Genomic DNA, 21,582 nt, shown 5'->3' with positions numbered 1-21,582 from the left:
CGTCATTCTCCCGGTACCAGTTGAGCTGCGGGCGCGCGGCCCTGCAGAACGCGCGCGGCCATCACGGCCGCGGCAAGAAAGAGCGTTGCTTCGAACAGGAAGACCGCGCCAAAGGCCTGCGCGTCGGGCATCTGCACGCGCATGATGTCGACCGCCGCTGCGCCCAGCAGCCCACCGAACCCGGCGGCGATGGCTTGCGCCGCACCCCAAAGGCCCATCCGCGTGCCTTCGCGCGATCCGCGCCCATCACTGGCCAGCGCCATCATCGATCCGATGGCGGCGACGGCAAAGACGCCGTTGAAGAATCCCAGCGCCACGGTCGCGGGCATCAGCGGCGCGCCGATGCCGGTGCTGCCAAGGCTGGCGATGGCGACAAGGCTGGCCGCCGACCCGATACAGCCCGCGACCACCCAGTTGCGCAGCGATCCCAGCCGCAGGACGGTGGCCGCGATGCCGACCGTCAGCATGCCCAGGAACACCCCGCCGTTCTGCGCACCCGAGAGAGTGGTGGACTGGCCGGGCGTGAAGGCAAAGACCAGGCCGGCATAGGGTTCCAGGATCAGTTCCTGCATGAAATAGGCGGTCATGGACAGAAACACGAAAAGGGTGAAGTTCCGCGCCTTGGGTTCGGCCCAGACCTCGACCAATCCCTGCCGGAACGGCATCGGCTCGGCCTGCGGCTGTGCGACCACGCGGCGTTCGATGCCCCAGACGGCGAGGCAGGTCATGCCCAGGGCCACGGCGGTGACGATGCCCACGATTTTCAGCAGCAGCGCGGGTGAATAGGGATCAAGGAACCCGCCGACGACACCGGCGGTCATCGCGATGCCGAAAATCATCATCAGCCAGGTGATTGTCGCTGCCGCGGCGCGGCGGTGCGGGGCGGTGGCGGTGGCCAGTAACGCCAGGAGCGATGTGCCCGACGCGCCGACGCCCAGCCCGATCAACGCATAGGCCAGCACCGAAAGGGTCAGCCCGGCGGCAAAGCTCGTCTGCATCACCACCACACCGAGCGCCGCCAGCATCCCGCCCAGGGCAAGCGTGGCCATGCCGCCGATGATCCAGACCGTGCGGTTGCCGCCGGTGTCGGACCGGAAGCCCCAGTTGGGTCGGGTGATCTGGATGCCGTAGTGCAGCGCGACCAGCAGCCCGGGCAGCACGGCGGGCAGGGCCAGTTCGACCACCATCAGCCGGTTCAGAGTCGATGTGGTCAGAACGACGATCGCGCCCAGGGCCATCTGCACGAGACCCAACCGGACGATGGAAAGCCAGGTCAAGGTCATTGCAAAGTTTCCAATCCGCGCAGAGCATAGGCGGTCACCATCATGCCGCTGATGTACATCAGCACGCCGGTGCCGTTATACCACGGCGCCTTGGCGCGCGGATCTCGCAGCATCACCGACATGGCCCAGACCTGCCCCAGCAGCAGCGCGCTGACGCCCGCGCCGTGCAACGGCTTGCCCCAGTAGAAAAGCGCCCCGATCACCACGATCTGCGGCACGGCCATCACCACGCAGGCGACCTTTGCCGCACGTTCGGGGCCAAGCGTGACGGGCAGGGAGTTGACGCCCATCTGGCGGTCACCCTCAAGCGCCTTGAAATCATTGAGCGTCATGATCCCATGCGCGCCGATACCGTAGAGCAGGGCGACAAGGATCACCGGAAGCGCGGGCAGGGTCTGCGCCAGAACAGCGGCACCGGTGAACCAGGGCAGGGATTCATAGGACAGCCCCACGAGGCCCGGTCCCCACCAGCCCGACCGTTTCATTCGGACGGGTTCGGCAGAATAGGCCCAGGCCGCCAGCACGCCGACGCAGGTCGCGACAAACCCCCAGGTGCCCAGAAGCGATCCGACGGCCAGCGAAAGAACCGACATCGCCAGCGCGATCCAAAGGCCCCAGCGCCCGGGAATGCGGCCCGACGGGATCGGGCGGTCGGGTTCGTTGATGGCGTCCACATGCCGATCGCACCAGTCATTTGCCGCCTGGCTCATTCCGCAGACGATGGGCCCGGCCAGGATCACGCCCAGAACCACCAAGGCCCACTGCCCACCAACGGCATGACCCGAGGACACGATACCGCAAAGATAAGCCCACATCGGGGGAAACCACGTGACGGGCTTGATCAGCCGCAGCATTGCTGCGGGATCCGGATAGGTACGAGAGTGTAAACCTGTGCTGACAGTCATGTGTCAACTAGACACGACAAATCGAGTCGGTGCAAGCCTGATGGCAGGATCGCGCTGCTAGTCGTCGCCGTTGCCCGGCTTGTCCAGCAGGCCGTATTTGCGCAGCTTCACGTAAAGGCTTTGCCGAGACAGGCCCAGCATCTCGGCCGCGGCGACGCGGTTGTTGCGCGTCAGGTTCACGGCCGTTTCGATGCACATCTTTTCCACCACGTCGGTGGTTTCCGACACGATCTCTTTCAACGAGGCTGAGCCGACAAGCTCCATCACGTTGCGGTTCGAATCCTCGGACGCATGTGCGGGGGCCTTGCGGATCGCATCGACGCGGCTGGCGTCGCGGATCACAAAGCCCAGTTCAGGATCGTTGCGGTCATTGAGATAGGTGGCCGACATTTCCACCGCGGTCTTGGCGCCCAGATCGTTCATAAGCTTGGTGGAGTACATCCGCATCTGTCCGGACCGCCGGGCATTTTCGATCAGGACCGACATATCGATCTGCCCGCGCCCCAGAAACTCGGACAGGTTGCGGCCTTTGACATCGGCCAAGTGCGCGGCATCGACCAGATCAAGAAAGCTGTCGTTGCAGGCCGAAATGCTGCCGGTGATCCCGGTAAAGACGATCGCGTCCGACCCCTTTTCGAAGAGAACGCCAAGGTTCAGGCTCAGTCCGTCCTGATGGCGCGTGCTGTCGCCGGGCGCTTCGATCCGGCAGATCAGCACCCGTTCGCCTGCGACCCGGAAGACCGAGGATGTCAGCAGCACGCGCTGCCGCCCGCGCCGGGTCTGCACCTCGTACCCGCCGGTGGTTTCCGACAGCGAATTGTTGATCAGGGTTTCGGTCAGCTCATCGTTGCGGCGGTCGCGAAACCCGTCGGCAAAGACCGATCCGATCAGATCCTCGCGCGTGGATCCCAGGGCCGATGCCGCCGCTTCGTTGAGATCCTTGATGCGCCCGTCGCTGACCGAAACAAAGACCACCGCGTCGCGCACGGTGCGCAGGAGCAAGCGGTAGCGCGCGTCGAATTCGCGCCGCGCCTCGTACCCCTGCTCCAGCGACATCTGCGCCTGCACGAGCTGTTGCTGGGTTTCGGCAATCGGGCGCAGGTCACGGCCGAGCATCAACAGCGACTTTTCGTTGCCGAAGGGGTGAAAGCTGTAGCGCACGGGAAATTCCCAGACCGCGTTGTCGGCGTGGTTCAGCTCGACCGCCTTGGTCGGCGCTTCGCCCTTGTTGAACTTGGCCAGTACCGCATCGAACTTCGGCACGCTTTCAACGGTCAGGAATTCGCGGATCGACCGCCCTTCCCAATGATCGAGCTTTCCCAGAGAGGTGTCGTTCTGATTGATCAGCACCGACAGGATCTTTCCGTCCTCGGTGATGGCCAACGCGATATCGGAGGCGACAGCGATGATGCTGGACAGGAACTCCGGTTCGATCAGGGGGACCGAACCGTTCGTCCAAAAGCTGGATCCGCCACTCTTCATCTACTGCGCCACAGACCGGGTCTTGTGCCTCTTGCTCTCACAAAGTTTGAACGCCGCGCGCGCATCGGTGGTGACCAGATCGACGCCGGTCTTTTCCTTGACCCCGTCCGTCAGCTGGCAGACCAGCCCGCCCAGGACCAGCGGCGGCACGATATTCGACGTTGCGCGGATGCGTTTAACCAGTTTCGCGATGGGTGCAAGCGCATCGGCGCGTGAGGTCGAGAACATCACCAGGTCATAGATGTCTTCCGACAACACTTGCATCAGAGTGGCCGAATCAGGGCCGAAGAGGATTCGCACCGACGCGCCCAGTCTGCGCAACTGCGCCGCGGCGACATGCGGGCCCAGGGTGTGGCTGTCGTCGGCCTGCAGGATCAACAGCATCTGGATGTCCTGATCGCCGGTACCGGCCTTGAAGCTCCAGGGCGGGGCCAGAATCGTCAGCAGCCCCTGCAGACGCGCCGTGGCGATGGTCACATGGGCAAAGCTGATCACGTCGTCGACCCACATCTGCCCCAGCCGCCGGGCCGCTTCGGGAATGTAGATATCGACCGTCTGGTCAGGGCCGACCCGGTTGGTGCGCAGTTGCTGCAAAAGCGTCGCTGCGTCGAACTCTTCCGTTGCCAGAGTGGCCTCGACCAGCATCTGCACTACGCTGGACCGGACAGTGCGGCATCCTTCGTCGTTCTTGTCGCTCAGGGCAGAGATGACGGCAGAGGCGAGCACAGAAATATCGGCCCGGTCGCGGGCGTCCGTCTGGCGATCATCTGTGTAAGTCTCGTTCATCAATACTTGCCTCGGCGCTTTAAACCACGGTGTCTGACCGGCGACAACGGCGCGGGCAAAGCTGTGCTATTCTCTGAAACGTGCCCCTCATTGTCAAAGAGAATTGACACAATCACCCCTTTAAAGGGGCCGGGGTCTCGTTCGAACGGCCATTATACACCGTTTTTCTTATGAAAAATGCGATGTTCCACAGAGTTTGCCCGCGACGGTGGCTCAAAAACTGTCAGATTTGAATGTGTAAGTTTCAATTGACACTTTTGAAGGGCAGGCGTTAGTTTTGAAGCTGTGTCACACTTGGAATCGCAAATGTCCCTCGCGTTATCGCCCGGAAAATCGCCCGGCCCGCTCTATACTCCGGAAGAGCGTGCGCGCCGCGATGCGACTGTCTGGACCCTCATCCAGGGCATTCTCGCGCCGCTGCAGTTCCTGGTCTTCCTGATCTCTCTCGCGCTTGTGCTGCGCTATCTTCTGACCGGGCTTGGGTACGAGGCCGCGACCTGGTCGATCCTGATCAAGACCGCGCTCTTGATCACCATCATGATCACCGGTGCGATCTGGGAAAAAGTGGTTTTCGGTCAATATCTTTTCGCCGCCGCCTTCTTTTGGGAAGACGTCTTTTCCTTCGTCGTGATCACCCTGCATGCAGCTTATGTCTGGGCGCTGTTCTCGGGCGCGCTCGACCCTGCCGGACTGATGGTTCTGGCGCTGGCGGCCTACGGTGCCTACGTCATCAACGCGGGCCAGTTCGTGCTGAAACTGCGGCAGGCAAGGCTGCAATCGGGGGCCACGGCATGACCGGACATTTCCCCCCACCCCCCGCGCGCGGATGCTCTGACACGCCGGTGCTGAAGGAACGCGGCCAGCACGAGGTTTTCTGCGGCCTGACGGGAATCATCTGGCTGCACCGCAAGATGCAGGATGCGTTTTTCCTTGTTGTCGGCAGCCGCACCTGCGCGCATCTGCTGCAATCGGCGGCCGGCGTGATGATCTTTGCCGAGCCGCGCTTTGCCACCGCGATCCTCGAAGAGACCGACCTTGCCGGTATGGCCGACGCGCAGGAAGAGCTGGACCGCGTGGTCACGCAGCTTCTGGAGCGCCGCCCGGACATCCGGCAGCTGTTCCTCGTCGGGTCCTGCCCGTCCGAGGTCATCAAGCTCGACCTGGGTCGCGCCGCCGAACGGATGAGCGCGCAATTCGCCCCGCGCGTGCGGGTGCTGAACTATTCGGGCTCGGGGATCGAGACGACGTTCACCCAAGGCGAAGACGCCTGCCTTGCCGCGATGGTGCCGGTGCTGCCGGACACTGACGCGCGCGAGCTGCTGATGGTTGGCGCGCTGCCGGACGTGGTCGAGGAACAGGCGCTGGGCCTGTTGCACGACATGGGCATCGACAAGGTGCGGGTGCTGCCCGCGCACAGCGTCGATGACGACTATGGCATCGGCGCCAACACGGTTTTCGCGCTGACCCAGCCGTTTCTGGGCGACACCCATGCGGCGTTGATCCGTCGCGGCGCCCGCCATATCGCCGCCCCCTTCCCCTTTGGTGAAGAGGGCACAACCGCCTGGCTGTCCGCCATCGCCGCCGAATTCGACGTGGATGCAGCGACCTTCGAGCGGGTCACCGCCGCCCCCCGCGCCCGCGCCCGCAAGGCCGTGGCGCAGGCGTCCGAGGCGCTGCGCGACCGGTCGGTCTTTTTCTTCCCCGACAGCCAGCTTGAGATTCCGCTGGCGCGGTTCCTGACCCGCGAATGCGGCATGCAGGCGGTCGAGGTTGGCGTGCCCTTCCTGCATCGCGCGATCATGTCGCCCGATCTCGATCTGCTGGCCGAGGGGCCTGCCCTGTCCGAAGGGCAGGATGTCGACAAGCAGCTGGCGCGCTGCCGCGACGCCCGGCCCGACCTCACGGTCTGCGGTCTTGGCCTGGCCAACCCGCTCGAGGCCGAAGGCATGGCGACCAAGTGGGCGATCGAACTGGTCTTCACCCCGGTGCATTTCTACGAGCAGGCAGGGGACCTCGCAGGTCTCTTCTCGCGCCCGCTGCGCCGCCGTGGCCTGCTCAAGCTGGAGGCGGCGGAATGAAGCTGACGGTCTGGACATACGAAGGACCGCCGCACGTGGGCGCGATGCGGGTCGCCACCGGGATGAAGGGGCTGCATTACGTGCTGCACGCGCCGCAAGGCGACACCTATGCCGACCTGCTTTTTACCATGATCGAACGCCGCGATCATCGCCCGCCGGTCACCTACACGACCTTTCAGGCGCGCGATCTGGGTGCTGATACCGCGAACCTTTTCAAGACCGCCTGCCTTGACGCCTATGACCGCTTCGAACCCGAGGCGATCATCGTCGGCGCGTCCTGCACCGCCGAGCTGATCCAGGACGATCCCGGCGGCATGTCGGAAACGCTGGGCCTGTCGGTGCCGGTGATCCCGCTGGAACTGCCGAGCTACCAGCGCAAGGAAAACTTCGGCGCGGACGAGACGTTCTTTCAGATTTGCCGCCATCTGGCGCGGCCGGTGGAAAAGACCGCGCGCGTCACCTGCAACCTGATCGGGCCGACGGCGCTTGGGTTCCGCCACCGCGACGACATCACCGAACTGACGGGCCTGCTGCTGGAAATGGGTATCGAGGTGAATGTCGTGGCCCCCATGCCCGCCAGCCCGTCGGATATCCGTCGCCTTGGTGCCGCGCATTTCAACGTTCTGATGTATCCCGAAACCGGCGAATCCGCCTGCCGCTGGATGGAGCGTGAGCTGGGTCTGCCCTTCACCAAGACCGTGCCCATCGGCGTCGGCGCGACCCGCGATTTCGTGGCCGAAGTGGCGGCGCTTTCCGGGATGGACACCGCACTGGACGAAAGCCGCCTGCGCCTGCCGTGGTATTCAGCATCGGTCGATTCCACCTACCTCACCGGCAAGCGCGTCTTCCTGTTCGGGGATGGCACCCATGTCGCCGCCTGCGCCCGGATCGCCCGTGACGAGATGGGCTTCGAGGTAGTGGGCATGGGCTGCTACAACCGCGAACAGGCGCGGCTGATCCGGGGCCTTGCCAAGGAATATGGCGTCGAGGCGCTGATCACCGACGACTACCTCGAGGTCGAGCGCCGCATCGAAGAGCTGGCGCCCGAGATGATCCTCGGCACCCAGATGGAGCGTCACATCGGCAAGCGTCTGGGCATTCCCTGCGCCGTGATCTCCGCCCCCGTGCACGTTCAGGATTTTCCGGCGCGCTATTCCCCGCAGATGGGGATCGAAGGGGCCAACGTGATCTTCGACACCTGGGTGCATCCGCTGGTCATGGGGCTGGAGGAACACCTGCTGCACATGTTCCGCGCCGATTTCGAATTCCACGATGAGGCCGGTGCCTCGCATCACGGTGGCAAGGCCAAGGCGCTGGCAGAGAGCGGGTCCGGTGAACCAACCCCCCGCGGTAGCTCCGAGCCGGAAAAGCATGGGACGTCGGTCGAGGTGGTCTGGCTGCCCGCCGCCGAGAAGGAGCTGAAGAAGATACCGTTCTTCGTGCGCGGCAAGGCGCGGCGCAACACCGAAGTCTTCGCCGCCGAGCGCGGGGTCGGGGAAATCAGCGTCGACACCCTTTACGAGGCAAAGGCCCACTATGCGCGATGAGCTGGGCATCACCGGGGCTGCGCCCTATCTCGTCGTCATCCTGACGCTGGACAGCCATGCGGCAGGGCCGGTGGCCCGCGCGGGCGACCGGCTGGCACGCGATTTTCCGGGGCTGGAAATCAAGGTCCACGCTGCCGCCGAATGGGGCGAAAACCCTGCCGCGCTGGTTGCGGCCAAGGCCGATATCGCCGCCGCGCAGATGATCGTCGCGAACCTGCTGTTCCTTGAGGAACATATTCGCCCGATCCTGCCTGATCTGGCGGCGGCACGCGACCGCGTCGACGGGATGATCGGCATCATCGCCGATGCCGAGATCGTCAAGCTGACCAAGCTTGGCAACCTCGACATGGCGGCGCCGCAGTCGGGCATGATGCAGCTGATGAAGCGGCTGCGCGGATCGTCCAAGCCATCGACCGAAAGCGGCGAGAAGAAGATGCAGATGCTGCGCCGCCTGCCGCGCATCCTGAAGTTCATTCCCGGCAAGGCGCAGGACCTGCGGTCGTGGTTCCTGGTCATGCAGTACTGGCTGGGCGGGTCCGACGACAACATCGAGGCGATGATCCGATACCTGCTGGGCCGATACGCCAGCCGCAAGGAATGGCGCGGCGGGGCGGCCCCGGCACCGCTGGAATACCCCGAGGCCGGTCTTTACCATCCCGATCTGCCCGAGCGTATCACCACCGATCCCGCGGCACTGCCGGCACCGAAATCGCCCGTGGCCACGATCGGGCTGCTTCTGATGCGGTCCTACGTGCTCAGCTCCGATACCGCACATTACGACGCCGTTATCCGCGCCTTCGAGGCGCGCGGCATGCGGGTCATCCCGGCCTTTGCGGGTGGTCTGGACGGGCGCCCCGCCATCGACGGCTTCTTTCGCGACGCCAAGGGCGCCAGGATCGATGCGATGGTGTCGCTGACCGGTTTCAGCCTGGTGGGCGGACCCGCCTATAACGACAATGCGTCGGCCATCGATGTGCTCAAGGGCCTCGATATACCCTACATCGCCGCGCATCCGCTGGAGTTTCAGACGCTGGGCCAGTGGGCCGCGTCGCCGCAGGGGCTGGGGCCCATCGAGACGACGATGCTGATCGCGCTGCCGGAACTCGATGGCGCGACCAATCCCACCGTCTTTGCCGGTCGTCACGGGGCAGAAGGCTGCGGCGGTTGCCGCCATGCCTGCCAGGCCGGCCAGGCGCAAAAGGCGATGTCGCCCTGCCCGGAGCGGATCGGGAAACTGGCCGAAAAGACGCTGCGGCTCGCGCGGCTGCGGCGGATGCGCAACGCGGAACGCAAGGTCGCCATCGTGCTGTTCGGCTTTCCGCCGAACGCCGGGGCGGTCGGCACGGCGGCGTACCTGTCGGTGTTTGAATCGCTATTCAATACGCTTAGCCGTTTGCAGGCCGACGGCTATGCGGTCGAGGTGCCGGAGAGTGTCGCGGCGTTGCGCGAAGCTGTGCTGCAAGGCAATGCCGCCCGGTTCGGGCAAGAGGCGAATGTCGCCGCACACGTGGACGCCGAAACCATCGTGCGCACCACCCCGCATCTGGACGAGATCGAGGCCGTCTGGGGCCCGGCGCCGGGCCAGGTGCAGTCGGACGGGCGCGGCGTTTTCGTACTGGGACAGCGGTTCGGGAATGTCATGGTCGGCGTACAGCCCGCGTTCGGCTATGAAGGCGACCCGATGCGCCTGCTGTTCGAGCGGGGGTTTGCCCCGACGCATGCCTTTGCCACCTTTTACAGCTGGCTGCGCGAGGATTTCGGCGCCGACGTGGTGCTGCATTTCGGTATGCATGGCGCGCTGGAATTCATGCCTGGCAAGCAGGCCGGACCGGGGGCCACGGACTGGCCCGACCGGCTGATCGGCGAGATGCCGAACGTTTATCTTTACGCGTCGAACAATCCGTCCGAGGCGACGCTGGCCAAGCGCCGGTCGGGCGCCGTGACGGTCACGCATCTGACGCCGCCACTGGCGCAGTCGGGGCTTTACAAGGGGCTGGCCGAGCTCAAGGACAGCCTGACCCGCTGGCGCGAGACGGATGCCGATGACGCGGCACGGGGCGAGCTTGAGGCGTTGATCTTCGAACAGGCCGAAGCGGTGGACCTGGGCGGTGTGGCGCCGGGGGCGCTGTGGCTGAAGCTGCTGGAGACCGAGGATGCGCTGATCCCCGACGGGTTGCATGTGATGGGTCGGGGCTACACCGACGCGCAGCGCGCCGATTATCTGGCGCTGATCGACGGCGCGGATGACGACACCCGCGCCCGGGTCGATGCATTGCTGCGGCAGGACACCGAACTGCCCGCGCTGATGCGCGCGCTGGCGGGCCGCTATATCGAACCGGTGCCGGGCGGGGACCTCATCCGGTCGGCCGAGGTGCTGCCCACGGGCCGCAACATCCATGCCTTCGATCCGTTCCGGATGCCGACGGAATTCGCCTGCCGCGATGGCGCACGTCAGGCACAGCTTCTGCTCGACACGCACAAGAGCCTGCCGCGCACCGTGGCGCTGGTGCTTTGGGGATCGGACAACATCAAATCCGACGGCGCGCCGCTGGCACAGGCGCTGGCGCTGATCGGGGCGAAACCGCGGTTCGACAGCTTTGGCCGGATCTCGGGCGCGGACCTCGTGCCGCTGGCCGAGCTTGGGCGCCCGCGCATCGACGTGGTGATGACGCTCTCGGGTATTTTCCGCGACCTGCTGCCGCTGCAGACCCGGATGCTGGCCGAAGCGGCGCTGGCCGCGGCCACGGCGGATGAGCCGCTTGAGATGAATTTCATCCGCGCCCACGCGCTGGAATACGCGCAGACCATGGGCTGCGACATGGAAATGGCCGCCCTTCGGGTCTTTTCCAACGCCGAAGGGGCCTATGGGTCGAACGTCAACGGCCTCGTGGACAGCAGCGCCTTTGGCGACGAGGACGAACTGGCCGACGCTTACGAGGCGCGCAAGAGCTTTGCGTATGGTGTGTCGGGCAAGGCAAGCGCCAACCCGGCGCTGTTGCAGCGCGCGCTCAAGGACGTGGACCTGGCCTATCAGAACCTTGAGTCGGTCGAGTTGGGCGTGACCACGGTCGATCATTACTTTGACACGCTGGGCGGCATTTCCCGCGCGGTGAAGCGGGCCCGCGGCGGGCAGGAGGCGGCGGTCTACATCTCGGACACGACGCGCGGGGCGGGCAAGGTGCGCAGCCTGCGCGATCAGGTCGCGCTCGAGACGCGGTCGCGGTCGCTGAACCCCAAGTGGTTCGAAGGCATGCTCAAGCACGGCAGCGAAGGTGTACGCCAGATCGAGGCGCAGGTGACCAACACGATGGGCTGGTCGGCCACGACTGGGCAGGTGGAACCCTGGGTCTACCAGCGGATTTCGGAAACCTTCGTGCTGGATGCAGAGATGCGCGCGCGTCTTGCCGATCTCAACCCCACCGCGTCGAGCCGGATGGCGAACCGCCTGCTCGAGGCGCATGACCGCGCCTACTGGCAGCCCGATGCGGACACGCTGGCGGCGTTGCAGGACGCGGCAGACGCGCTCGAGGATCGGGTGGAAGGGGTGGCCGCGGAATGATGATGCGTCGCGATATTCGGACCGTCGGACCGGGGCGCTGCCCCGGACCCCGAGGTATTTTTGAACCGGAGAAGCAGGGGCGTTTCGCCCGTGCCGAAAGGAGTCTCTCATGAGCCCGCTCGATACAAAGCAACCGCCCGCGAACCGCGCCTATCTGCGCGAAGCCGCGGGGCTGGAGGCGCGCGGCGTGTCGGCGCCGCCGATCCTGAAGGGGCAGGACGGCGAAGGATCGGTGCAGGTGCATCAGGACGAGTCGATGAAGATCGAAGGCGCGCAGGTCTTTGCGATCTACGGCAAGGGCGGCATCGGCAAGTCGACCACGTCGAGCAACCTGTCGGCGGCGTTTTCGACGCTGGGTAAGCGGGTGCTGCAGATCGGCTGCGACCCCAAGCATGATTCGACCTTCACCCTGACCGGCCAGTTGCAGCCGACGGTGATCGATATCCTCAAGGACGTGGATTTCCATGCCGAGGAACTGCGCCCCGAGGATTTCGTGACCGAAGGGTTCAACGGCGTGAAATGCGTGGAGGCGGGCGGGCCGCCGGCGGGTACGGGATGCGGCGGCTACGTGGTCGGGCAGACGGTGAAGCTCTTGAAGCAGCATCACATGCTGGAAGACACCGATGTGGTGATCTTTGACGTGCTGGGCGATGTGGTCTGCGGTGGTTTCGCGGCCCCCCTGCAGCATGCCGACCGGGCGGTGATCGTCACCGCCAACGACTTCGACAGCATCTATGCGATGAACCGGATCATCCAGGCGGTGGGCGCGAAATCGAAGAACTACAACGTGCGGCTGGCGGGCTGCATCGCCAACCGGTCGCGTGAAACCGACGAGGTGGACCGGTTCTGCGATGTCGTGGGCTTCAACCGCATCGCGCATATGCCCGATATCGATGCGATCCGCCGGTCGCGGCTGAAGAAGAAGACGCTGTTCGAGATGCCCGACGAAGAGGACATCGTGATGGCGCGCGCCGAATACGTGCGGCTGGCGCAGCTGCTCTTTGCCGGCACCGAGGGGCTGGCGCCGCAGTCGCTGCCCGACCGTGAAATCTTTGAACTGCTGGGGTTCGATTAAGTGTCCTACGACGCCACACGCCAACGGGTCGAGCATTATTTCGACCGCACCGCGACCCGCGCCTGGGAGCGTCTGACCTCGGACGCGCCGGTGAGCCGCATTCGCGAAACGGTGCGCCAAGGGCGCGACCGGATGCGCGCTCGCCTGCTGGGCGCGTTGCCGCGTGACCTGACCGGCCTTCGGGTGCTGGATGCGGGCTGTGGCACCGGGCTGATGACCGCCGAACTGGCGCAGCGCGGTGCAGAGGTTGTGGCGGTCGATATCTCGCCCGCGCTGATCGGCATTGCCGAGGCGCGGCTGGACGCGGACCTGCGCGACCGGGTGACCTTTGCCAGCGGCGACATGCTGTCGGCCGATCTGGGCGCGTTCGACCATGTGGTCGCGATGGACAGCCTGATCTACTACACCGGCCGCGACATCCGCGACGCGCTGGGCGGGCTCGCGGCGCGGACCAGAGGCAGCATTGTCTTTACCGTGGCGCCGCGTACGCCGCTCTTGATGACGATGTGGTATGCCGGAAAGCTCTTTCCGCGCGCCGACCGGTCACCGACCATGATCCCGCATGCCGCGCAGACGCTGGGCCGGACCATCGCGCCGCTGCCGCTTCGCGATCTGGGGCGCGTCACCTCGGGCTTCTACATTTCCCAGGCGCTGGAGGTCACGCCATGAGCCGGCCGACGGCCCTCAAGCAGATGACCTTGCGGATGCTGCCGTTTTCCGACGCGGCGTCGGACGGGCTGCCGCTGGGCCAGTTGCTGCGGCTGGCGCTGTTCCAGATTTCCGTCGGCATGGCGGGGGTCATGCTGTTGGGTACGCTGAACCGGGTGATGATCGTCGAACTGTCGGTGCCCGCGACGCTGGTGGCGATCATGGTCGCCTTGCCGGTGCTGATCGCTCCGTTCCGGGCGCTTCTGGGCTTCAAGTCCGACAACTATCGTTCGGCCATCGGGTGGAAGCGCATTCCGTATCTGTGGTTCGGGACGCTGTGGCAGATGGGCGGACTGGCGATCATGCCGTCCTGTCTGCTGGTCCTGGGCGGCGACGTGGTGCACGACGTGCCCTTCGCGGGCGAGGTGCTGGCCGCGCTCGCCTTCATCATGACCGGCTTTGGCATGCACATGACCCAGACCGCCGGGCTGGCGCTGGCGGCCGACCGCGCGACCGAGGAAACCCGCCCCCGCGTCGTGGCGCTGCTTTATGTGATGTATCTGATCGGCATGGGGCTGTCGGCCATCGTGATCGGCTGGCTGTTGCGCGATTTCACCGGGCTGCTGCTGATCCAGGTGGTGCAGGGCACCGCGGTGGTGACGGTGGTGCTGAACGTCGTGGCCTTGTGGAAACAGGAACGCGTGCGCGCCATGACCAAGGCCGAGCGTGACGCGCCGCAGCCGTCGTTCCGCGACGCCTGGGCCGACCTGATGGCAGGCGGCACCGCCGGGCGCCTTCTGGCGGTGATCTTTCTGGGCACCATGGCCTTCAACATGCAGGACGTGCTGTTGGAGCCCTATGGCGGCGAAATTCTGGGCCTGTCGGTGTCGGCGACGACGCTGCTGACCGCAAGTTGGGCCACGGGTGCCTTGGTCGGTTTTGCACTGGCGGCGCGCTGGCTGGCCGGAGGCATCAACCCCTACCGCATGGCCGGACGTGGGATCCTGGCAGGCATCGCGGCCTTCAGCATGGTGATCTTTGCGGCGCCGCTGGGATCGACCGGTTTGTTCTTTGCGGGCGCGACCTGCATCGGGTTCGGCGGCGGGCTGTTCGCCGTGTCGACCCTGACCGCGGCCATGACCATGCCCGCGCAGGGGCTGGCCGGGCGCGGCCTGGCGCTAGGCGCCTGGGGCGCTGCGCAGGCCACGGCGGCGGGCGTGTCGACGCTCATTGGCGGGGCGACCCGTGACGCCGTGAATTCCGTGGCGCTGACCGGCGCCTGGGGCGAGGCGCTGAACAATCCCGCCACCGGCTACAGCCTCGTCTACCACGCCGAGATCGGGCTGCTCTTCATCACTCTTGTCGCGCTGGGGCCGCTTGTCAGCCTGGCGCGGCGCACACCGCATTCACACCAGAAACCGACAGGGCTGGGCCTTGCCGATTTCCCAACCTGACCAAGGCCCACAAGGAGGACATTAAAATGACCGAAGACTATATCCTGGGTAATCTTGATATCGCGAGCATCGCGCTCTGGCTTTTCTTCTTTTTCTTCGTCGCGCTTGTCGTTTGGATCCAGCGCGAGAACCAGCGCGAAGGCTATCCGCTGGTCGATGAGGACGGCAGCCAGGCGGATGCGGGCAGCGTCTTTCCGAACCCCGCCGACAAGACCTTTCGCCTGCCGCACGGCCAGGGCGAAGTGACCGTGCCGTCGGGCCAGAACCCGGAACGGGCGGATATCGCCATGGCCCCCAGCGCGGCATCGGGCGGCTTTCCGTTCGAACCGACGGGCAACCCGATGGCCGACGGTGTCGGCCCGGCGTCCTGGGCCAACCGCAAGGATCTGCCGGAACTCGACGGCAAGGGTCATCCCAAGATCGTGCCGATGTCGGCGATCGAAGGCTTTGCCGTGTCGGCGGGCCGCGATCCGCGCGGGCTTCCGGTGGTTGCGGGCGACGGTGCCATCGCGGGCAAGGTGGTCGACATGTGGATCGACGAGCCGGAACAGCTGGTGCGTTACCTGGAGGTTGAGCTTGAGGCCGACATCGGCACCGGCACCCGGCTGATCCCGATGACGCTGGCGCGCATCTGGGGCGAAAAGGTGCTCGTGAAGTCGATCTACGGCGAACACTTCGGCGGGGTGCCCAAGCATGCGGCCCCGCGCCAGGTGACCAAGCTCGAAGAGGACAAGATCAGCGGCTATTACGGCGGCGGTCACCTCTATGCCGGGAAGCGTCAGGATTCGCTGATCTGACGCCACCAGCCACGAAAGGGGGGACCACCGATGTCACATGATGACTTTGCATCCGAGCCGGTATTGGGATTGCCGGAAACACCGCCGGAAGGCGAGCGCATTCTTTGGCAGGGGCGGCCCGACTGGCTGTCGCTGAGCTGGGACGCGCTGAGCCTGCCATGGGTCGCGGGGTACTTTGTCCTGCTGGCGCTGTGGCGGTTCGTGGCGGTGATGGACCTGATGCCGCTGGGCCAGGCCATCGGGGCATCGGTGCCGTTCCTTATCCTCGGCGGTCTCGTGATCGCGATGCTGCTGATCGTGGGCTACGTGCAGGCCCGCGCCACGGTCTACACCGTCACCAACCGGCGCATCGCCATGCGCATCGGGGCGGCGCTGACCGTGACGCTGAACCTGCCCTATACCCAAGTGGCCAGCGCCGATCTGGCGCTGCGCCGTCGCGGTACCGGCACCATCGCGCTGTCGCTGATGGGGGACACGCGGCTCAGCTATCTGGTGTGCTGGCCGCATGTGCGCCCCTGGCGGATGCGTGAAACGCAGCCTACGCTGCGCTGCATCCCCGACCCTGAAAAGGTGGCCGCGCTGATCGCCGATGCGGCGCAGGCGCGGGTGACCACCCCGCAGGTGGCCCGCAGCACGCAAGGCGGCGCCACCGCCGTCGCGGCGGAGTAGGGCCATGGCCAGTCACGCAACCCCCCGCATCCACGCCCCGGCCCGTGATCTTGTGCCGCGCATCATGGTGCGCGCGATGTTCGGGCTGGTGGCGCTCTGCCTCGTGATCGTGTCCTTCGCGGTCTGGACCGGGCGGCCCGTCACCTCGACCCCGCCAGCCTCCGACGTCGTGGCAGAGCGCTTTCTTTACCTGTCGGGCGATCTGGCCGGATCGGCACGGGTGCTTGATGCCACAGGCACGGTCATTGCTGACCTGACCCCCCAGGAGGGCGGGTTCATCGCCGGCGTCGCGCGGGTTCTTGACCGCGAACGCACCAAGGCACGTCAACCACTGGACGGACCCGTCAGGGTCGTCCGCACCGCTAACGGGCGTCTGGCGATCTTTGATCCCAGCACCGGATGGCATGCAGACCTCATGGGGTTTGGTGCCGACAACGCAGCGGCCTTCGCCAGGCTGCTGGACTAACCGAAAGGGAACCGGAACCATGGGACTACTGACGAAAGATATTGAAAGGGCGCCTTGCACCGTCGAGGTCAGCCACTGTTTCGAAAGCCTGCACGCGCATGTGCGGTTCAACAACGGCGCGGTCATCTACCCGGGCGACGAGGTCAAGGTTCACGGACCGGAGATCATGGCCCCCTTTGGTGAGGTCGTGTCCGAAGACCGCGAGGCGACGATTTTCCGCGCCTCGAAGCTCGAACAACTCTGGACCCGCCTGACCGGCGATTTCGAGGTCATGGAGCTTTGCGAATTTTCCTTCTCAGAGGAGGTCACGCTATGAACATGCAGAACGCCCCCCACACCGCCGATGCCACCACCGTCGAGGAAGGCCTGGCCATCCAGGAAGCGCAGTCGAAATTCGATAGCAAGGCGGCGACCGATCTGGCGATGCAGAACACCCTGCTGACGCCGCGGTTCTACACCACCGATTTCGACGAGCTTGACGCGATCGATGTATCGCCGGTGCGCGAGGACTGGGACAAGCTGATCGCGCAGATGGTCAGCGACCCCAACAAGGGCCATTTCAAGAAGAACGAAGACTGGGACCACGTCGATTGGGACGGGATGGAGCCGGAACTGAAAAAGGAATTCATCGACTTCCTCGTCAGCTCTTGCACGGCCGAATTTTCAGGCTGCGTGCTTTACAAGGAAATGAAGCGGCGCGGCAACAACAAGGACATCACGCAGCTGTTCCAGCTGATGGCGCGGGACGAGGCGCGGCACGCCGGTTTCATCAACGACGCGCTGCGCGAAGCGGGCGTCGCGGTGAACCTGGGCTTTCTGACGCAGAAGAAGAAATACACCTACTTTCGGCCCAAATTTATCTACTACGCCACCTACCTGTCGGAAAAGATCGGCTATGCCCGATATATCACCATCTTCCGGCATCTGCAGGCGCATCCCGAACATCGCTTCCACCCGATCTTCAAGTGGTTCGAGGAGTGGTGCAACGACGAGTTCAGCCACGGTGAGGCCTTTGCCCTGCTGATGAAGACCGATCCCAAGCTGACCAGCGGCAAGAATGTGCTTTGGATCAAGTTCTTCCTCACCGCGGTCTATGCGACGATGTACGTGCGCGACCATCAGCGGCCGAAGTTCCACGAGGCGCTGGGTGTCGATCCCGACTGGTACGCACACGAGGTCTTTACCAAGACCTCCAAGCTGACCGAGCAAATCTTTCCGATCACGCTGGATATCGAACATCCACGCTGGCAGCCGACGCTGGAGGCGCTGCAGCGCGCCAACATCCAGATCGCGGCGGGCAAGAAGAAGGGCGGCATCGCGGGCAAGCTGCAGGAACTGGGCGGGTCCGCCAAGGCGGCGCTGGCTTTCGTCAAGCTTTACACCATTCCGACCGTGAAACACGAGGTGCCAGCCAGCACGCGGCTGGAGCCTGCCTATTGACCGTAATGGGGGGGGCAGCTCCCCCCGACTCACTGACGCTGAATTGGGGGGCCAGCCCCCCAAGCCCCCCGAGGGTTATTTTGAACCAGAGAAGATGAGGACTGGATTTGCTCACTGACCCATGGATCGCCGCGCTGGTTGCGCTGTTCGTCTGGTGGTTTTCCACCGGCGCGATCCTGTGCGTTGTGAAATACGCCGACCGCCATGGGCCCAAGGTCGCGCGGCTGGTCACGTTTCTTGGGCTGCCGCTGCTGGCGCTCGGGGTGCTTGGGGTGCGGGGCGAACTGGTGGCGCCGGGGCCGCAGCCCTATCTGGGGTTCCTGTCGGCGCTGGCGATCTGGGGCTGGATCGAACTGGCGTTTCTGACCGGCACGATCACCGGGCCCAATCTGCGCGCCTGCCCCGATCGCATTCCCGAATGGGAACGGTTCCTGCGCGCCTGGGGCACCATCGCCTACCACGAGATGCTGCTGGCGGGGACGCTGGCGGGGCTGTGGCTCTACACCCGCGACGGCGGCATGTCCTTTGCCTTCTGGACCTTCGCGGTGCTGTTCATCGCCCGCGTTTCGGCCAAGCTGAACCTGTTTCTGGGGGTTCAGAAGATCAATACCGAGTTTCTGCCGACCGCGCTGGCGCATCTGCCCAGCCATTTCCGCATTGCGCCGATGAACTGGCTTTTCCCGCTGTCGATCACCGCGCTGTCCTTTGCGGTGGCCTGCTGGCTGGAACGGCTTTTTTCGGCCGCGAACCCGGTTGAGGCTGCGGGGTTCGCGCTGCTGTCTGCCATTACCGCCCTTGCTTTGCTTGAGCATTGGTTCATGGTCCTGCCTTTGCCGGACGAAAAACTCTGGCGCTGGATGCTGCCCGCGCCCAAACAAAACTCACCAAAAAAGACAAGACCGGAGGATGCTCATGGACTTTGACACGTTGTTCAACGCCCAGCTCGATACCCTGAAGGAAGAGGGGAACTACCGAATTTTTGCCGAGCTCGAGCGCGACTGCGGGGCCTTTCCAAGAGCCCGGTGCCATGACGAGGAAGCCCCGGACGAAGTAACGGTCTGGTGTTCGAACGACTATCTGGGGATGGGCCAGCATCCCAAGGTGATCGCCGCGATGAAGAACGCCATCGACGGCTGCGGTGTCGGCGCGGGCGGCACGCGCAACATCTCGGGCACCAATCACGAACACAAGCTGCTGGAGCATGAGCTGGCCGATCTGCACGGCAAGGACGACGCGCTGCTGTTCACCAGCGGCTATGTGTCGAACTGGGCGGCGCTGAGCACCCTGGGCAGCCGGTTGCCCGATGCGGTGATCCTGTCGGATGAGTTGAACCACGCGTCGATGATCGAAGGCATCCGCCATTCCCGCGCCGACAAGGTGATCTGGCGCCACAACGATCCCGAGGATCTGGACCGGCGGCTGGCGGCCCTGCCGTCGAACGCCACGAAGATCGTCGCCTTTGAATCGGTCTACTCCATGGACGGGGACATCTGCCCGATGCAGGAGATCGTCGAGGTCGCCGAAAAGCACGGTGCCATGACCTACCTCGACGAAGTGCATGCCGTTGGCCTTTACGGCTCGCGCGGTGGCGGGATCAGCGAACGCGAAGGGCTGGCCGACCGGATCACGCTGATCGAGGGTACGCTGGGCAAGGCATATGGCGTGGTCGGCGGCTATGTCTCGGGCTCTGCCGCGATGTGCGATTTCATCCGGTCCTTCGCCAGCGGTTTCATCTTCACCACTGCGCTGCCGCCCGCGGTGGCGGCCGCGGCGCGGGTGTCGATCGCGCATCTGAAGGAAAGCCAGACCGAGCGGCTGCGCCAGCGCGCACAGGTGGCCAAGCTGCGGTCGCGTCTTGATGCGCTGGGCATCCCGCATCTGGACAACGACAGCCATATCATCCCGGTGATGATCAAGGACCCGGTGAAATGTCGCCAGCTGGCCGATATTCTGATGCAGGATTACGGGATCTACGTGCAGCCGATCAACTATCCCACAGTGCCCAAGGGGACGGAGCGGCTGCGCTTTACCCCCGGTCCGCTGCACAGCGATGTCGATATCGAACACCTGGTGCAGGCGCTGACCACCCTGTGGAAGCGCTGCGCGATCTCGCACGCCGTGGCGTAGCCAAAGCGACCTTTGCACCAAGATTAAAGGGCGTCCCGCAAAGGACGCCCTTTTTCGTGTCGGTTCTAGCCCTGGGTCAGTTCGACAGGGTCGTCGCCTGCCGTGCGAGGCCAAAGCTGGTACCGATGAGGCCAAAGACCGTCTGTGCCTGCGTCACCGGGCTTTCGGTCGCCAGCACCGTGTCCTGCGGGTTGATCCGGAAGGTGCGCGCCGCAAAAAGGCCATCGGCCGAGGTCAGATCGAAGGTAAAGATGACCTGCGGCAGGTTCGGGCCGCTGCCGTCAAGCCGCACGGCGCTGTGCGGATATTCCCGCAGCACCAGCACCCCTTTGGGGTCGGCGCGGTTGTCCGACAGGCCGCCCATCAGCGAAATCGCCTCGAGCGCGGAAAGCTCGAGCTTGGGGAAATAGATGAGGTCTTCGGTGCCCGAGGCCCCGAGCGCGGTGAAGGTGCGTGTGTCTTCCTCGACGATGACGGTGTCGCGGGGGCGCAGCGTGGTGTTGCGCGCGCCGGTTTCGTAAAGCTCGGCCGCCGGGATCTGGTAGGTCGCCCCGCCGCGGATCAGCTTGACCAGCGGGTTGCGCAACTGCTGCGATACGCCGCCACCCTCGGCCAGCAGGCTGAGGATGGAATAGTTGCGCGAGGGCAGGGGATAGGAGCCGGGCTTTTGCACGCCCGCGACCAGATCGATGGAGTTGCTGAAGCCCTGCACGAGGCTGATCTGAACCTGCGCGGAGGGCACGATCGGTTCCATCTGCGACTGGATGCGGGCGCGCGCGCCAGCGGGGGTCAGGCCGCGCACGAACACCTCGTTCACGTAGGGCAGGAAGATCGCGCCGTTGGGGCCAACCTCGATCCCCTTGAGGGTGGTCTGTTTTTCAGCCGTGTTGGTCAGCAGCGAATTTTCCTGACTGTCCCAGATCACCACGTCCAACCGGTCGCCCACCTGTATCATCGTCGACGAGGGGCCACCGGTGTGGTTGAGCCAGTGATAATGGCCGTTCTCGCCGGTGGCGGGCCACCTGGACACGGCAGGCATGTTCGCGCGGGTGACGGCCACGACCTGGAATGTCGGATTGTCGGCCTGCGCCTCGTCCAGCACCTCGGATTGCAGGGCGGCGCCGCGCGGCAGACTGCAGGCGGCCAGCAAGAGCAGAAACGCGCCAAAGGCAAAAAGTCTGGATGTTCTGTTCAAGGCTCTTTCCCCCAAAAGAGTGTCCCGGGCTTTCTAGCCTGACGGTGCAATGATAGACAGGCCCGAACAAG

The 21,582-nt window shown here is 64.9% G+C and carries 19 protein-coding genes; 14 read left to right on the top strand and 5 right to left on the bottom strand.

The window, feature by feature from the left end:
* Positions 1 to 2 precede the first annotated feature (2 nt).
* Genes ACOXXX_RS11535 through ACOXXX_RS11520 form a run of 4 tightly spaced genes read right to left on the bottom strand, consistent with a single transcriptional unit; the run spans position 3 to position 4,456 of the window.
* On the bottom strand, positions 3 to 1,283 hold the full coding sequence (locus ACOXXX_RS11535) for a BCD family MFS transporter (protein ID WP_422826740.1): 1,281 nt from the start codon (positions 1,281 to 1,283) through the stop codon (positions 3 to 5).
* Entirely contained in the window at positions 1,280 to 2,188 is a 909-nt protein-coding gene (gene chlG / locus ACOXXX_RS11530) for a chlorophyll synthase ChlG (protein ID WP_422826739.1), read from the bottom strand. The genes ACOXXX_RS11535 and chlG overlap by 4 nt, the downstream gene beginning before the upstream one ends.
* A 57-nt stretch (positions 2,189 to 2,245) precedes the next feature.
* Positions 2,246 to 3,670, bottom strand: a complete 1,425-nt coding sequence (gene ppsR, locus ACOXXX_RS11525; protein ID WP_422826738.1) for a transcriptional regulator PpsR — start codon at positions 3,668 to 3,670, stop codon at positions 2,246 to 2,248.
* Complete coding sequence (locus tag ACOXXX_RS11520) at positions 3,671 to 4,456, bottom strand: cobalamin B12-binding domain-containing protein (protein ID WP_422826737.1); 786 nt, start codon at positions 4,454 to 4,456, stop codon at positions 3,671 to 3,673.
* A gap of 306 nt (positions 4,457 to 4,762) precedes the next feature.
* On the opposite strand from ACOXXX_RS11520, the gene bchF reads away from it, so the two are divergent.
* The 14 genes from bchF to hemA all read left to right on the top strand — a co-directional run bounded on the left by bchF (position 4,763) and on the right by hemA (position 20,316).
* Positions 4,763 to 5,251: a 2-vinyl bacteriochlorophyllide hydratase gene (bchF, locus tag ACOXXX_RS11515; RefSeq protein ID WP_422826736.1), complete on the top strand. Its 489-nt coding sequence runs from the start codon at positions 4,763 to 4,765 to the stop codon at positions 5,249 to 5,251.
* Complete coding sequence (locus ACOXXX_RS11510) at positions 5,248 to 6,534, top strand: ferredoxin:protochlorophyllide reductase (ATP-dependent) subunit N (RefSeq protein WP_422826735.1); 1,287 nt, start codon at positions 5,248 to 5,250, stop codon at positions 6,532 to 6,534. The genes bchF and ACOXXX_RS11510 overlap by 4 nt, the downstream gene beginning before the upstream one ends.
* Complete coding sequence (gene bchB / locus ACOXXX_RS11505; RefSeq protein WP_422826734.1) at positions 6,531 to 8,081, top strand: ferredoxin:protochlorophyllide reductase (ATP-dependent) subunit B; 1,551 nt, start codon at positions 6,531 to 6,533, stop codon at positions 8,079 to 8,081. The genes ACOXXX_RS11510 and bchB overlap by 4 nt, the downstream gene beginning before the upstream one ends.
* Entirely contained in the window at positions 8,071 to 11,640 is a 3,570-nt protein-coding gene (locus ACOXXX_RS11500; protein WP_422826733.1) for a magnesium chelatase subunit H, read from the top strand. Before bchB ends, ACOXXX_RS11500 begins: the two co-directional genes overlap by 11 nt.
* Before the next feature lie 256 nt (positions 11,641 to 11,896).
* Positions 11,897 to 12,715, top strand: coding sequence for a ferredoxin:protochlorophyllide reductase (ATP-dependent) iron-sulfur ATP-binding protein (gene bchL, locus ACOXXX_RS11495; protein WP_422826890.1), 819 nt, complete (start codon positions 11,897 to 11,899; stop codon positions 12,713 to 12,715).
* Entirely contained in the window at positions 12,716 to 13,384 is a 669-nt protein-coding gene (gene bchM, locus ACOXXX_RS11490; RefSeq protein ID WP_422826732.1) for a magnesium protoporphyrin IX methyltransferase, read from the top strand.
* Positions 13,381 to 14,817: a PucC family protein gene (locus ACOXXX_RS11485; RefSeq protein ID WP_422826731.1), complete on the top strand. Its 1,437-nt coding sequence runs from the start codon at positions 13,381 to 13,383 to the stop codon at positions 14,815 to 14,817. Before bchM ends, ACOXXX_RS11485 begins: the two co-directional genes overlap by 4 nt.
* 26 nt (positions 14,818 to 14,843) lie before the next feature.
* Positions 14,844 to 15,614 (top strand): photosynthetic reaction center subunit H, encoded by a 771-nt coding sequence (puhA, locus tag ACOXXX_RS11480; RefSeq protein ID WP_422826730.1) that lies wholly within the window; start codon positions 14,844 to 14,846, stop codon positions 15,612 to 15,614.
* 30 nt (positions 15,615 to 15,644) lie between these two features.
* Positions 15,645 to 16,283: a photosynthetic complex putative assembly protein PuhB gene (puhB, locus tag ACOXXX_RS11475; protein WP_422826729.1), complete on the top strand. Its 639-nt coding sequence runs from the start codon at positions 15,645 to 15,647 to the stop codon at positions 16,281 to 16,283.
* A 4-nt stretch (positions 16,284 to 16,287) separates the two neighbouring features.
* Complete coding sequence (puhC, locus tag ACOXXX_RS11470) at positions 16,288 to 16,749, top strand: photosynthetic complex assembly protein PuhC (RefSeq protein ID WP_422826728.1); 462 nt, start codon at positions 16,288 to 16,290, stop codon at positions 16,747 to 16,749.
* 19 nt (positions 16,750 to 16,768) lie between these two features.
* Positions 16,769 to 17,065: a hypothetical protein gene (locus ACOXXX_RS11465; protein ID WP_422826727.1), complete on the top strand. Its 297-nt coding sequence runs from the start codon at positions 16,769 to 16,771 to the stop codon at positions 17,063 to 17,065.
* Positions 17,062 to 18,189 (top strand): magnesium-protoporphyrin IX monomethyl ester (oxidative) cyclase, encoded by a 1,128-nt coding sequence (gene acsF / locus ACOXXX_RS11460; protein ID WP_422826726.1) that lies wholly within the window; start codon positions 17,062 to 17,064, stop codon positions 18,187 to 18,189. The genes ACOXXX_RS11465 and acsF overlap by 4 nt, the downstream gene beginning before the upstream one ends.
* 107 nt (positions 18,190 to 18,296) lie before the next feature.
* Entirely contained in the window at positions 18,297 to 19,112 is an 816-nt protein-coding gene (puhE, locus tag ACOXXX_RS11455) for a putative photosynthetic complex assembly protein PuhE (protein ID WP_422826725.1), read from the top strand.
* The gene (hemA, locus tag ACOXXX_RS11450; RefSeq protein WP_422826724.1) at positions 19,102 to 20,316 is read left to right on the top strand and encodes a 5-aminolevulinate synthase; all 1,215 of its coding nucleotides are present in this window, start codon (positions 19,102 to 19,104) and stop codon (positions 20,314 to 20,316) included. The genes puhE and hemA overlap by 11 nt, the downstream gene beginning before the upstream one ends.
* A gap of 76 nt (positions 20,317 to 20,392) precedes the next feature.
* Here hemA and ACOXXX_RS11445 read toward each other — a convergent pair whose 3' ends face one another.
* The gene (locus ACOXXX_RS11445) at positions 20,393 to 21,511 is read right to left on the bottom strand and encodes a polysaccharide biosynthesis/export family protein (protein ID WP_422826723.1); all 1,119 of its coding nucleotides are present in this window, start codon (positions 21,509 to 21,511) and stop codon (positions 20,393 to 20,395) included.
* Between the last annotated feature and the right edge of the window lie 71 nt (positions 21,512 to 21,582).

Source organism: Thalassococcus sp. BH17M4-6 (assembly GCF_049323015.1).
Lineage (GTDB): Bacteria > Pseudomonadota > Alphaproteobacteria > Rhodobacterales > Rhodobacteraceae > Puniceibacterium.
This window is presented reverse-complemented; position numbering and strand designations above follow the sequence as displayed.

What these genes read in the sequence shown, in the direction of transcription:
- ACOXXX_RS11465 (WP_422826727.1), top strand. Translation starts at nt 16,769, where the DNA reads ATGGGACTACTGACGAAAGATATTGAAAGGGCGCCTTGCACCGTCGAG.
- hemA (WP_422826724.1), top strand. Translation starts at nt 19,102, where the DNA reads ATGGACTTTGACACGTTGTTCAACGCCCAGCTCGATACCCTGAAGGAA.
- ACOXXX_RS11510 (WP_422826735.1), top strand. Translation starts at nt 5,248, where the DNA reads ATGACCGGACATTTCCCCCCACCCCCCGCGCGCGGATGCTCTGACACG.
- puhC (WP_422826728.1), top strand. Translation starts at nt 16,288, where the DNA reads ATGGCCAGTCACGCAACCCCCCGCATCCACGCCCCGGCCCGTGATCTT.
- ppsR (WP_422826738.1), bottom strand. Translation starts at nt 3,670, where the DNA reads ATGAAGAGTGGCGGATCCAGCTTTTGGACGAACGGTTCGGTCCCCCTG.
- puhB (WP_422826729.1), top strand. Translation starts at nt 15,645, where the DNA reads ATGTCACATGATGACTTTGCATCCGAGCCGGTATTGGGATTGCCGGAA.
- ACOXXX_RS11485 (WP_422826731.1), top strand. Translation starts at nt 13,381, where the DNA reads ATGAGCCGGCCGACGGCCCTCAAGCAGATGACCTTGCGGATGCTGCCG.
- puhA (WP_422826730.1), top strand. Translation starts at nt 14,844, where the DNA reads ATGACCGAAGACTATATCCTGGGTAATCTTGATATCGCGAGCATCGCG.
- acsF (WP_422826726.1), top strand. Translation starts at nt 17,062, where the DNA reads ATGAACATGCAGAACGCCCCCCACACCGCCGATGCCACCACCGTCGAG.
- ACOXXX_RS11535 (WP_422826740.1), bottom strand. Translation starts at nt 1,283, where the DNA reads ATGACCTTGACCTGGCTTTCCATCGTCCGGTTGGGTCTCGTGCAGATG.
- ACOXXX_RS11520 (WP_422826737.1), bottom strand. Translation starts at nt 4,456, where the DNA reads ATGAACGAGACTTACACAGATGATCGCCAGACGGACGCCCGCGACCGG.
- ACOXXX_RS11500 (WP_422826733.1), top strand. Translation starts at nt 8,071, where the DNA reads ATGCGCGATGAGCTGGGCATCACCGGGGCTGCGCCCTATCTCGTCGTC.
- bchF (WP_422826736.1), top strand. Translation starts at nt 4,763, where the DNA reads ATGTCCCTCGCGTTATCGCCCGGAAAATCGCCCGGCCCGCTCTATACT.
- bchB (WP_422826734.1), top strand. Translation starts at nt 6,531, where the DNA reads ATGAAGCTGACGGTCTGGACATACGAAGGACCGCCGCACGTGGGCGCG.
- chlG (WP_422826739.1), bottom strand. Translation starts at nt 2,188, where the DNA reads ATGACTGTCAGCACAGGTTTACACTCTCGTACCTATCCGGATCCCGCA.
- bchL (WP_422826890.1), top strand. Translation starts at nt 11,897, where the DNA reads ATGAAGATCGAAGGCGCGCAGGTCTTTGCGATCTACGGCAAGGGCGGC.